Here is a 12,497-nt window from a genome sequence, read left to right as displayed (position 1 = left end):
GGGGCCGCCCCCCGCCCCCTTCCGGGGCGCCGGGGGCTCGCTCGCGGGGGCCGCCCCCCCCGCGGGGGGGGGGGCCCCCCCCTGCCCCACAGGGGGGGGCCCCCGGCCCGCTTCCGCTCGGGGCGTCCTAGGGTGACGAAAATCCCCGGCCGGTGTGTCGGTGGTCCGTGAGACCCTTGAGAAGAATCCGAAGCCGCTCGAACCGTCCGCCCGGGCGGTGGTGCCGCGGGCCGTGTGCCCGGGGCCCGGCGGCCCGTCCCCGACCCGAAAGCCGCTTGTGACCGCCACGGACCGTTCCATCGAGCTCATCAACGCCGCCGCCCAGGCGGCCGCCGACAAGCTCGCGCACGACATCATCGCGTACGACGTCAGCGACGTCCTCTCGATCACCGACGCCTTCCTGCTCGCGTCGGCGCCCAACGACCGCCAGGTCAAGTCGATCGTCGACGAGATCGAGGAGCGCCTCAACAAGGAGCTCGGCGCCAAGCCGGTCCGCCGCGAGGGCGACCGCGAGGCCCGCTGGGTCCTCCTCGACTACGTCGACATCGTCGTCCACGTCCAGCACAGCGAGGAGCGCGTCTTCTACGCGCTGGAGCGCCTGTGGAAGGACTGCCCCGAGATCGAGCTTCCCGAGGACGCCAAGGCGACCCGCGGCAAGGCCGCCGCGCACGCCGAGGCCACGGCGGGCGAGGCAGAGGGAGCGAGCAACTGAACGGCACTCCCGCGGGCCGCGGCCGCCGCATCGTCCTGTGGCGCCACGGCCAGACCGCCTGGAATCTGGAGCGCCGCTTCCAGGGCTCCACGGACATCGAGCTGACGGCGACCGGCCGGGAGCAGGCCCGGCGCGCCGCCCGGCTGCTCGCGGCCCTCGGCCCGGACGCCATCGTCGCCTCCGACCTGCGCCGGGCCGCGGCGACCGCCGGTGAGCTGGCCGCCCTGACCGGCCTCGGGGTGGCGCACGACGCCGCGCTGCGGGAGACGTACGCCGGCGCCTGGCAGGGGCTGACGCACGAGGAGATCATCGAGCGCTACGGCGAGCAGTACGCCGCCTGGAAGCGCGGTGAGCCGGTGCGGCGCGGCGGCGGGGAGCTGGAGACCGAGGTCGCCGACCGGGCCGCCCCGGTGGTCCTGGAGCACGCCGGGAAGCTGCCCGACGACGGCACCCTCGTCGTCGTCAGCCACGGCGGCACCATCCGCACCACCATCGGCCGGCTGCTCGGTCTGGAGGCGCACCACTGGGAGGGGCTCGGCGGGCTGTCGAACTGCTGCTGGTCGGTGCTGGGCGAGGGCGCGCGCGGCTGGCGGCTGCTGGAGCACAACGCCGGCACCCTCCCGGAGCCGGTGCTCGGCGACGACACCTGAGCCGCCCGCGGAGCATCCCGCGGACCCGGATTTCACATCTGGGCAGGTCGCAGGCTAAAGTTCTTCTTGTTCGCGGCGCCGCCGGGGGAAACCCGGAGGGGCGGAACAAGACCCGGGGCTATAGCTCAGTTGGTAGAGCGCCTGCATGGCATGCAGGAGGTCAGGAGTTCAATTCTCCTTAGCTCCACAACCCGGATGATCCCGTCTCACGGATTCCAGTCCCGCACTGGATCGCGCGAGGCGGGATCATTGCTGTGTCCGCGGCGCCGTCGCGGCGGGCCCCGCTCCGGACGGTTCGGCGCCGGTGGCGCGGGCAGATTCGGTGCGCGGGCCGTCGCGTCCGGGCCCGCGCCGTGACCAGGCCGTCCCGCCGGGCGGTCCGTGGCAGAATCGGACCGCCGGCAGGGGAGGAGAGGACGCGATGCCCAGGAGCATCCCCGGGAAGGTCGCCGACCTGCCCGACGCCGCCGGGCCCTCGTGCCCGGGCCGGCTGCCGTCCCCCGCCTCCCCGCACGGCGTCGTCCCGTCGTTGCAGTGCCCCGCCTGCGGCTCCGCCCGGGTGGCGCAGATGCTCGGCGACAACGGCGGCGTCTCTTTCGTCTGTACGTCCTGCGGCCACAGTTGGAGCTGACCGATGGGAGCCCACAGCAGGAAATGCGACTGGTGCAGCAGCGGCACCCCGATCGTCCGCGACATGGAACCGCTCAACTCCGCGTTCCAGTACTGGTGCGAGGAGTGCGCCCGCGCGCTGGTCATCAAGGGCGACCCGATCGAGACCTACCGCGAGCTGGACGGCGAGCCGATCTACGGCCGCCTGCTCGACGAACACTGCACGCTGAAGCGTTTCTACTCCTTCGCCACGGCCTGAACGCGGCCGTGGCCCCGGGCATGTCCCGCCGGGGCCCCGACGGCCTTACGCGCGGCCCGGCCTGACGCCGTGTGAGCCGGCGTCCGGCCTCGCTCCGACGCCGCGTCACCCGAGGCCGGCGGCGGACCGTACGGGTCCGGGCTGCGCGCCGCTCCCCGTCCGCCGCAGCCGCAGCGCGCACAGCGCCAGCAGGACGGTCCCGGCGAGCGGATAGACGTCGGAGAGCAGCAGCTGGAGCGGGCCCTGGTGCAGTTCCTCGTGGCGGTGCCAGGCGTGCGGCACCCACCACAGCGCGAAGCTGGCGAACAGGAAGGCCAACGCGCCCGTCGCCGCCCACCACCGCCGCGCCGCGCCGCCGGTGCGGGCGAGCGCCTCGGAGCCGACGAGGATCAGTGCCGGTACGCACCACACCCAGTGGTGTGACCAGGAGATCGGGCTGATCAGCAGGGCCGTCACGGCGCAGCTGACGGCGGCCCAGGCGCGGTCGCCGCGCAGCAGCGCACCGGCCGCGAGGGCCAGCCCCGTAACGGCCGTCAGGGCGGCGGCCACCGGCCAGACGGCGCCCGGGTCCTGGGTGTGCAGCAGCCGGGCGAGGGCGCCGCGCAGCGACTGGTTCGCGGTGATCTCGGTGTCGCCGACGCGGTCCGCGGCGAAGACGATCTCCGTCCAGAAGCGGTGCGCATCGCGCGGCAGCACGAGCGCGGACAGGCCCGCGGTGGCGAGGAAGGTCACGGTGGCCACCGCCGCCTGCCGCAGCCAGGGCACCCGCAGCGCGGTACGCAGCGGGGCGCCGCCGCGCAGCAGCTGAACGGCGCGTACCGCCCCGGCGAGCGCCAGGAAGACGGCGAACAGCGCGGGCGTGAGCTTGATCCCGGCCGCGATGCCGATGCCGATCCCGGCCCAGCGGTTGCCGTCCCGGCGGGTCAGGTCCCACAGCACGAGCACCGCGAGCAGCAGATTGATCTGCCCGTAGCGCAGCGTCGTCCACACCGGCTCGCACCACACCAGCAGCGCGGAGAGCGCGAGCGTCGCGGCGGGGCGCGGCAGCCGGTGCGGCCGTCCGGCCAGCCGCAGCGAGAGATGGACGACGGCCACCAGCAGCAGGAGGTTGCCGGCCGTGGCCAGGGTGCGCATGGCGCCCACGCCGACCAGCGTCAGCGGGGTGAACAGCAGCGCGGCGAACGGCGGGTAGGTGTTGGGCAGGTGCGCGGAGGTGGCGACCATGTCGTAGAGGTCCGCGCCGGTGCGTGCGGTCCAGCCCTCCGCGCGGTAGACCATGAGGTCGATCATCGTCACGTGCGCCAGCCGCTGGGCGGTCCAGAAGGCGGCGAACGAGACGAGGCAGCCGAGCGCGGCCCAGCGGACCGCACGGCGTCCCGGCGCCCCCGTCAGCGGGGCGCGGCCGCCGGACTCGGTGGACTGTTCCAGCTCCGGCGCGGTCACGGCGTACGGCTCCCCAGGACGAATCGGGCACGGTCCGCCGACAGTACCCCGGGGCGTTCCAGGGGCCCGAGCAGGAGCGATTTGGCAGAAGCCCGGGGGAGCCGTGTAATGTAGTCGATGTCGCCGCGGGAGACCGCAGCGGAGAAGACCTGGGGCTATAGCTCAGTTGGTAGAGCGCCTGCATGGCATGCAGGAGGTCAGGAGTTCAATTCTCCTTAGCTCCACAGGAATCAGAGCGGGCCGTCCGAAAAGGGCGGCCCGCTCTTGTTGTACGGCCATTTCCCCGTGTGCCTTTCCGGTGCGACCGCCGTGTGTGGTGCGCGTCACGGGACGGGCGTTCCGGGGCGGGTGTGACGTACGGCATCGCGTGGGCGGCCGCGCGGGAGTGTGGCGGGCCCGACGGCGTGGGTGCGGTGGAGCGGGGCGCCGGTGAGGCGGTGTTCCGCGCCGCGCGAGGCGACCTCCCGGGTGACCGGTTCACCCCGCCGTACTCTGACACCCCTTCACCTTTCGCCCACCGTCCTCCCGTCGGGGCCGTTCCGGTGCCGTCGCGGCTCCTTCCGTCGCCCCTTCGCGCCCTTCTTCCTTCCGCCCGTCCCTTGCCGCTCCTTGCTGTTCCTTGGGGTCTTCTTGGCGTGCTCATGCCCCTGACGTGAACATTTCACCGAAAGAGTGACGCATCGCGTGCATGTCACCTCCCTCGTCCCACGCCGCACGCGAGGCACCGGACGCCGGTGTACGGCGGCGCGCACGGCGAGCCGCGGAACCGGGCGCGGTGCCACCGTCCGCACCTACCGCATCGTCACCACAGGGGGTTCCATGAGATCGAGCCGCAGCAGAGCCGGGCGGGCGCGTACCGCAACGGTGTGGGCGGCCGCCCTGCCGCTGATCGCCGGGGCGCTCGCGCTCGGCGCGCCCGCCGCCGACGCCGCAGGCCACGACGGCGGACGGCATGAGCTCCGCGGCACCAAGCCGGCCTGGGCCACCCAGCAGTCCGACCGCGGTGACACCGCCGCGGACACCGGCATCACCGCCCGGGTCTACCTCGCGGGCCGGGACGCCGACGGGCTCGCCGCGTACGCCGAGGCGGTCTCCGACCCGCACTCCGGCCACTACGGGAAGTACCTGACCCCCGGCCAGGTGAAGGCGCGCTACGGCGCCACCCGGCAGCAGGTGAACGCCGTGCGCGACTGGCTCCGCGGCGCCGGGCTCAAGGTCACCGGGGCGGGCGGCCGCTACCTCACCGTCCACGGCCCGGCCTCGGCCGCGGAGCGCGCCTTCGCCACCGACCTGCACAACTACCGCAAGGACGGCCACACTTACCACGCCCCCTCGGCCACCGCCTCCGCCCCCGCCGCGCTGGGCGGCGCCGTGCTGACCGTCACCGGCCTGGACAACGCGCCCAAGATGGCCCGGCACCACTCCACCGAGCTGCCCCCGCCGCCCGCCGTCTTCCGCAACGCCGGCCCGTTCTCCACGTACCACGGCTCCCGGACCGCCAAGGACCTGCCGAGCGCCTACGGGACCAGGGCGCCGTACGCGGTCAAGGGCTACACCGGCAAGCAGCTGCGCGCCGCCTACGGGGCGGGGAAGTGGACCGGCAAGGGCGTCACCATCGCGATCACCGACGCCTACGCCTCGCCGACCATCGCCGCCGACGCCGCCCACTACGCGGCCCGCAACGGCGACGCCGCCTACCGTCCGGGCCAGCTCTCGCAGGTGCTGCCCGCGGACTACCACCACATCGAGGAGTGCGGCGCCGCCGGCTGGTACGGCGAGGAGACCCTCGACGTCGAGGCGGCACACGCCGTCGCGCCCGCCGCCGACATCGTCTACGCCGGCGCCGCCTCCTGCATGGACGACGACCTCCTCGACACCCTCGGCAAGGTCGTCGACGGCCGGCTCGCCGACATCGTCTCCAACTCCTGGGGCGACATCGAGGCCAACGAGACCCCGGACGTCGCCGCCGCCTACGACCAGCTCTTCCAGCAGGGCGCGGTCGAGGGCATCGGCTTCTACTTCTCCTCCGGTGACAACGGCGACGAGGTCGACAACACCGGCACCAAGCAGGTCGACACCCCGGCGAACTCCGCATGGGTCACCGCCGTCGGCGGCACCGCGCTCGCCGTCGGCAAGGGCGACACGTACCAGTGGGAGACCGGCTGGGGAACCCGTAAGGCACTGCTCTCCAAGGACGGCGCGAGCTGGGACGGCTTCCCCGGCGCGTTCAGCGGCGGCGCCGGCGGCGGCACCAGCAAGTCCGTTGCGCAGCCCTTCTACCAGCGCGGCGTCGTCCCCGACGGCCTCGCGCGGGCGGGCGGCGGCAAGGCCATGCGCACCGTCCCGGACATCGCCGCGGTCGCCGACCCCAACACCGGCTTCCTGGTGGGCCAGACCCAGACCCTGCCCGGTGGCAAGCAGGGCTACGACGAGTACCGCATCGGCGGCACCTCGCTCGCCGCACCCGTGATCGCCGGTGTCCAGGCGCTCGCCCAGCAGGCCCGGCACGGCATCCCGATCGGCTTCGCCAACCCCGCCATCTACCAGCGGTACGGCACCCCGGCCTACCACGACGTCACCGACCACCCGCTCGGCGCCGGCCGCGGCCTGGCGGTCGTCCGGACCGACTACGTCAACGGGGTCGACGCCTCCGAGGGCACCACGACCTCGCTGCGCAGCCTGGGCCAGGACAGCTCGCTGAGCGCCCGCCCCGGCTACGACGACGTCACCGGCGTCGGCTCCCCGGCGGACGGCTACATCGCCTCGTACCGCCGCTGATCCCCAGGCCGGCGCGTCCCTGAAATCGGGGGCGCGCCGGCCGGGGCCCGCGCCGGGTGGGAATCCTCGACGCGGGCCCCGAGCCCCCTGCGGTACCCTGGCGCCATGCGTGCCGTACGCCTTCTGCTTAGCGGGCCGCGCTGATCAGTACCGACCGGGCCACCCGCGGTGGCCGTCCGGTCGGCATCGGCGCGGCGTCCCCTCCTGTGCGAGGGGCCTTTTTGTTTCCGCAGCAAACCGTGTCCGCGGCAGCCGCAGGCAGAGACGATCGATGGAGCTTGAAGAGATGAGCGAGACGACCACCTCCCCCGCCGGTGAGGGCGCACCCGAGGCGGCCCCGCACCGCTACACCGCCGCGCTGGCCGCGGACATCGAGGCACGCTGGCAGGACTTCTGGGAGGCGGCGGGCACCTACGAGGCGCCCAACCCGAGCGGTGACCTGGCGGGCGACGCCGCCGTCGTCGCCCGCCCCAAGAAGTTCATCATGGACATGTTCCCGTACCCCTCGGGCGCGGGCCTGCACGTCGGCCACCCGCTGGGCTTCATCGCCACCGACGTCTACGCCCGCCACCAGCGCATGACGGGCCACAACGTCCTGCACACCCTGGGCTTCGACGCCTTCGGCCTGCCCGCCGAGCAGTACGCCGTGCAGACCGGTACCCACCCGCGGGTCTCCACCGAGGCCAACATCGTCAACATGCGGCGCCAGCTGCGCCGTCTGGGCCTGGGCCACGACCAGCGCCGCTCGATCGAGACGATCGACCCGGCGTACTACCGGTGGACCCAGTGGATCTTCCTGCAGATCTTCAACTCCTGGTACGACCCGGAGGCCGGCAAGGCGCGCCCCATCGACACCCTGGTCGCGCAGTTCGAGGCCGGCACCCGGCCCACCCCGGACGGCCGCCCCTGGGGCGAGCTGTCCGCCGCCGAGCGCGCGAACGTCCTGGGCGAGTACCGCCTGGCGTACGCCTCGGACGCGCCGGTCAACTGGTGCCCCGGCCTGGGCACCGTCCTGGCCAACGAGGAGGTCACCGCCGAGGGCCGCTCCGAGCGCGGCAACTTCCCGGTCTTCAAGTCCAAGCTGCGCCAGTGGAACATGCGCATCACCGCCTACGGTGACCGCCTGCTGAACGACCTGGACGGCCTGGACTGGCCCGAGGCGATCAAGCTGCAGCAGCGCAACTGGATCGGCCGCTCCGAGGGCGCCCGGGTCGACTTCCCCGCCGCGGGGCGCACGATCACGGTCTTCACCACCCGCCAGGACACCCTGTTCGGCGCGACGTACATGGTGCTGGCCCCGGAGCACGAGCTGATCGCCGACGGTTCCCTGGTGCCGGACGCCTGGCCCGAGGGCACCCACGAGGTCTGGACCGGCGGTCACGCCACCCCGTCCGAGGCCGTCGCGGCCTACCGCAAGCAGGCCGCGAGCAAGTCGGACGTCGAGCGGCAGGCCGAGGCCAAGGACAAGACCGGCGTCTTCACCGGCATCCACGCCACCAACCCGGTCAGCGGCGAGCGGATCCCGGTCTTCATCGCCGACTACGTGCTGATGGGCTACGGCACCGGCGCGATCATGGCGGTCCCGGCGCACGACAGCCGCGACTTCGCCTTCGCGCGCGCCTTCGAGCTGCCGATGCGCTGCGTCGTCCAGCCCTCCGACGACCGCGGCACCGACACCACCACCTGGGACGACGCCTTCTCCTCGTACGAGGCGAAGCTGGTCAACTCCTCCAACGACACGATCAGCCTGGACGGCCTGGGCGTCACCGAGGCCAAGGCGAAGATCACCGAGTGGCTGGCCGCCGAGGGCATCGGCGAGGGCACCGTCAACTTCCGGCTGCGCGACTGGCTGTTCAGCCGCCAGCGCTACTGGGGCGAGCCGTTCCCGATCGTCTACGACGAGGACGGCGTGGCGCATGCGCTGCCCGAGTCGATGCTGCCCCTGGAGCTGCCGGAGGTCGAGGACTACTCCCCGCGCACCTTCGACCCGGACGACGCCGACACCTCCCCCGAGACCCCGCTGTCCCGCAACGAGGACTGGGTCAACGTCGAGCTGGACCTGGGCGACGGCCGCGGCGTGCAGCGCTACCGCCGCGAGACCAACACCATGCCCAACTGGGCCGGTTCGTGCTGGTACGAGATGCGCTACCTGGACCCGCACAACGACAGCGCGCTGGTCGACGCGGGCATCGAGCAGTACTGGATGGGCCCGCGCGAGGGGCAGCCCCACGGGGGCGTCGACCTGTACGTGGGCGGCGCCGAGCACGCCGTCCTGCACCTGCTGTACGCCCGCTTCTGGTCGAAGGTCCTCTTCGACCTGGGGCACGTCTCGGCCTCCGAGCCGTTCCACAAGCTGTACAACCAGGGCATGATCCAGGCCTTCGTCTACCGCGACAGCCGCGGCATCGCCGTCCCGGCGGCCGAGGTCGAGGAGCGCGACGGCGGCTACTTCTACCAGGGCGAGAAGGTCAGCCGCGTCCTGGGCAAGATGGGCAAGTCCCTGAAGAACGCCGTCACGCCGGACGAGATCTGCGCCGAGTACGGCGCCGACACGCTGCGCCTGTACGAGATGGCGATGGGCCCGCTGGACGTGTCCCGCCCCTGGGACACCCGCGCCGTCGTCGGCCAGTACCGCCTGCTGCAGCGGCTGTGGCGCAATGTTGTCGACGAGTCGACCGGCGAGGTCACCGTCGTCGACGCGGAGCCGGACGAGGCGACGCTGCGGGCCCTGCACAAGGCGATCGACGGCGTCACCCAGGACATGGCGAACCTGCGGTTCAACACCGCGATCGCCAAGGTCACGGAGCTGAACAACCACCTGACCAAGGCGGCGGGCCCCGTGGCGCGCAGCGTCGCGGAGCGCCTGGTGCTGCTGATCGCGCCGCTGGCGCCGCACATCGCCGAGGAGCTGTGGCGCAAGCTGGGCCACACCGACTCGGTGGTGCACGCCGACTTCCCGGTGGCCGACCCGGCGTATGTCGTCGATGAGACGGTGACCTGCGTCGTTCAGCTGAAGGGCAAGGTCAAGGCCCGTCTGGAGGTCGCTCCGACGATCTCCGACGCGGACCTGGAGGCGGCGGCGCTGGCCGAGCCCGCGGTGGTCGCGGCGCTGGGCGGCGCCGGGATCCGCAAGGTGATCGTCCGCGCGCCGAAGCTGGTCAACATCGTGCCGGCCTGATGCGGCGCGGCCGGTTCCGGCCGTGGTTCTAGGGGGTTTCCCCTACGGGCAGGTTGGGGGTTCCGCGAGGGCCCGCAACCTGCCCGATCCGTTTACGGTGGAGGGACGGGCGCGGGTGACCGGCCGGCGCCGAGACATTTCCGGGAGAGCCCATGGAAGCCGCCATCGCCGTCGTGGGGCTGCTCTTCCTGCTGTTCGTCGTCGCCGGGGTCTTCGTGACCGTCAAGGCGGTCCGGCTCGCCAAGCGCGGCGTGGACCGCACGGTGGCCCAGGCCCGGCGGACGGTCGAGGACACCGGCCTGCGGGCGCGGCAGCTGGCCAAGCCCGGTGTGCCGGGTGAGCTGGCGCAGCTGCGGCTGTCCCTGCGCACGTCGATGCGGGCGACCCAGGAGGCGCTGCGCGGGGGAGCGGCCGAGGACGCGTCGCTGAGCGAGGCGCTCGGCCTCTTCGACCGCCTCAGCACCCACGGCCACGCGCTGGACGACGAACTCAGGCGTCTGGAGCGCGATCCGGACCTCGCCACCACGGCCGCCCGACTGCCCGAGCTGCGCGAACGCCTGGAGCGCATCACCCGCTCCGCGGAGTCGCTGCGCTGGGCGGCGCGCGATCGGCAGCGGAAGTTCGCCGAGGACGATCTGGCGGCGCTCAGCGATCAGATCGACGTCGAATCGGGCGCGCTGCGGCACTGGACCCGCGCCTCGGACGACCCGGACGGCGCGGCGGGGAGCGGTTCCCCCGAGGCCCCGGGCCGCCCGGCCGGCTCCGGCGCCCGGCCGTCCTCGGCCCCGGAGCCGGGGGCGGAGCAGCCGCAGGCGATACCGGCCCCGGACCCGCGCGGCCGCACCACGTACTCCTGGCAGAAGTCGCCCTCCTGGCAGAAGTCACCGGGGCCGGAGCGGGCCGGCTGAGCGGCGGCGGCCGACGGGGCGGGGCCGGTGCGGCGCGGGCGGTTCTCACCGGTGGGCGTGTGACCATGTGCGGGAAGGCCCCGCACTGTCGGCTGCCGGTCCTCCCCCGATAACCTCCCCTTCATGTCCCGCCATGTCGCCATCGTCACCGATTCCACGGCCTACCTGCCGCCGGTGGCACTGCAGCGCCACCGCATCACGGCCGTCCCGCTGACCGTCGTCCTGGGGGACCGGGCCCTGGAGGAGGGCACCGAGATCTCCGCGAGATCCGTCGCCCAGGCACTGCAGAAGCGGCGTCCGGTGACCACCTCGCGCCCCGCCCCGACCACCTTCGCGGACACCTACCGCAAGGTCGCCGCCTCCGGCGCCACCGACATCGTCTCGCTGCACCTCTCCTCCGAGTTCTCCGGCACCTACGACGCCGCGGTGCTGGCCGCCCGGCACTCGCCGGTGCCGGTGAGGGTCGTGGACACCGGCATGGTCGCGATGGCCCTCGGCTTCTGCGCGCTGGCGGCGGCCGAGACCGCCGAGGCGGGGGGCGACGCCGACGCCGCGGTCGCCGCAGCCGAGCGCCGCGCCGCCGCGACCTCCGCCTACTTCTACGTCGACACCCTCGACTACCTGCGCCGCGGCGGCCGCATCGGCGCCGCACAGGCCCTGCTCGGCTCCGCGCTCGCCGTCAAACCCCTGCTCCAGCTGGCCGACGGCCGCATCGAACTCCTCGAAAAGGTCCGTACGGCGTCCAAGGCCATCGCCCGGCTGGAGGAGATCGCCGCGGAGCGGGCGGGGGAGGGCGAGGCCGACATCGCCGTCCACCACCTCGCCGCCGCGGAGCGCGCGGACGCCCTCGCCGCCCGCCTGCGCGACCGCGTGCCGGGCCTGCACGAACTCCATGTCAGCGAGGTCGGCGCGGTGATCGGCGCACACACCGGGCCGGGACTGCTGGGGGTCGTGGTCGCGCCGCGGTAGCGCTGCCGCCCTCCTCGGCGGGGCGTCACTCCTCCGAGTGGCGCGGTTTTCCACAAGTCGCCGGTTATCCACCGGATTTGACGCCGCTCGGAGCGGTCGGCGTCGGCAACCTACCGTCGGTCGGCATGAGCAGAGAGTCACATTCGGTTGGTGAGGTGTCACGCCGTGGCGCGGCGAGTGAGGGTGCCCGGGCCCGTTCCGGCACGGCGGTCGGTGTCCTCGCCGGGGATGCGGAGCCGGGGCGTCCGCCGGGGATCGTTTCCGGGCTCGGGGCCGGGGCGGCGCCGGGGGTGCTGAGGGCTTCTTCCACTCCGGTGCCCGCTGGAGAAGGCGCGGTCCGGGACGAGGGCGTCGATGCCCGGGAGGCCCCGGGGGCGGGCAGCGGCTCGTACGCGGTGCGGAGCGGGGGCCGTGCCGGTCGGCGGGCCCGGCGCCGGGCCATGGCAGCGGCTGCGGTACGGGCGCGGGCGGCTGCTCTCTTCGGCGTGACGGAAGGGGCGGCGGTGCGGGAGCGGGGACGCGGCGCGGTTCCGGCGCCGGTGCCGGGGGCCGCCTCCGGATCGGGACGGGTGGGGGAGACCGGGCCTGCCGTCGGGCTGCGCCGTACGGAGATCCCCGCGCCCGTGCACGGCGGTGAGGTGGAGCCGTCGCGCGAGGTGCCTGTGGAGGCGGGCTCTGGGGTGATCCGGGCGGCGGGCTCCGAGCCCGCCTCCGGTGGTGGGACGGGCGCGTCGCGCAGGATGCCGCCCGGCGCCGGCCCGGGTCCCGGATTGCAGCGCAGGGCGAGCCCGGGGCCCGCTCTTGAGGGGGCGGCGGAGCCGATGCGCGAAGCGCCCTCGGGTCTGGGACCGGCCCGCGGGCTGCGCCACCGGGCCGGCCCAGGCCCCGGTCCTGGCCCCGGTCCTGGTCCTGGGCCTGGTCCCGACCGCCCTTCGGCCTCCCCCGCCTCTGCCCCTGATCACGAGGCGGCCCCGCCCCACGAGATGCCTCC

General features: G+C 73.8%; 9 protein-coding genes and 2 tRNA genes. 10 read left to right on the top strand and 1 reads right to left on the bottom strand.

All coding sequences use genetic code 11. The features are described from left to right. Positions 1 to 277 precede the first annotated feature (277 nt). From rsfS to ABT345_RS33085, 5 genes are all read left to right on the top strand, one after another. Positions 278 to 712, top strand: a complete 435-nt coding sequence (gene rsfS, locus ABT345_RS33105; RefSeq protein WP_345084029.1) for a ribosome silencing factor — start codon at positions 278 to 280, stop codon at positions 710 to 712. After that, positions 709 to 1,362 carry a histidine phosphatase family protein gene (locus ABT345_RS33100; RefSeq protein ID WP_345085102.1) on the top strand — a complete coding sequence of 218 codons (654 nt, stop codon included), beginning with the start codon at positions 709 to 711 and terminating at the stop codon, positions 1,360 to 1,362. Before rsfS ends, ABT345_RS33100 begins: the two co-directional genes overlap by 4 nt. Before the next feature lie 114 nt (positions 1,363 to 1,476). Next, a tRNA-Ala gene (locus ABT345_RS33095) sits at positions 1,477 to 1,549 on the top strand. A gap of 234 nt (positions 1,550 to 1,783) precedes the next feature. After that, on the top strand, positions 1,784 to 1,993 hold the full coding sequence (locus ABT345_RS33090) for a hypothetical protein (protein WP_345084027.1): 210 nt from the start codon (positions 1,784 to 1,786) through the stop codon (positions 1,991 to 1,993). 3 nt (positions 1,994 to 1,996) lie between these two features. Continuing rightward, complete coding sequence (locus tag ABT345_RS33085) at positions 1,997 to 2,230, top strand: hypothetical protein (protein ID WP_345084025.1); 234 nt, start codon at positions 1,997 to 1,999, stop codon at positions 2,228 to 2,230. Between the two features lie 105 nt (positions 2,231 to 2,335). Here the strand turns inward: ABT345_RS33085 and ABT345_RS33080 are convergent, their stop codons facing one another. Beyond that, on the bottom strand, positions 2,336 to 3,673 hold the full coding sequence (locus ABT345_RS33080; protein ID WP_345084023.1) for a glycosyltransferase 87 family protein: 1,338 nt from the start codon (positions 3,671 to 3,673) through the stop codon (positions 2,336 to 2,338). A gap of 151 nt (positions 3,674 to 3,824) precedes the next feature. Between ABT345_RS33080 and ABT345_RS33075 the strand changes: the two genes are divergently transcribed. From ABT345_RS33075 to ABT345_RS33055, 5 genes are all read left to right on the top strand, one after another. After that, positions 3,825 to 3,897 (top strand) — tRNA-Ala (locus ABT345_RS33075). Between the two features lie 595 nt (positions 3,898 to 4,492). After that, positions 4,493 to 6,451: a S53 family peptidase gene (locus ABT345_RS33070; protein ID WP_345084021.1), complete on the top strand. Its 1,959-nt coding sequence runs from the start codon at positions 4,493 to 4,495 to the stop codon at positions 6,449 to 6,451. A 286-nt stretch (positions 6,452 to 6,737) separates the two neighbouring features. Further along, positions 6,738 to 9,629 (top strand): leucine--tRNA ligase, encoded by a 2,892-nt coding sequence (gene leuS / locus ABT345_RS33065; protein WP_345084018.1) that lies wholly within the window; start codon positions 6,738 to 6,740, stop codon positions 9,627 to 9,629. Positions 9,630 to 9,781: 152 nt separating this feature from the next. Continuing rightward, positions 9,782 to 10,537, top strand: coding sequence for a hypothetical protein (locus ABT345_RS33060; RefSeq protein WP_345084016.1), 756 nt, complete (start codon positions 9,782 to 9,784; stop codon positions 10,535 to 10,537). A gap of 123 nt (positions 10,538 to 10,660) precedes the next feature. Further along, positions 10,661 to 11,506, top strand: a complete 846-nt coding sequence (locus tag ABT345_RS33055) for a DegV family protein (protein WP_345084014.1) — start codon at positions 10,661 to 10,663, stop codon at positions 11,504 to 11,506. Positions 11,507 to 12,497: the final 991 nt, after the last annotated feature.

Origin of the sequence: Streptomyces sp. NPDC000404, from assembly GCF_040300365.1 — a bacterium.
GTDB lineage: Bacteria > Actinomycetota > Actinomycetes > Streptomycetales > Streptomycetaceae > Streptomyces > Streptomyces ramulosus.
This window is presented reverse-complemented; position numbering and strand designations above follow the sequence as displayed.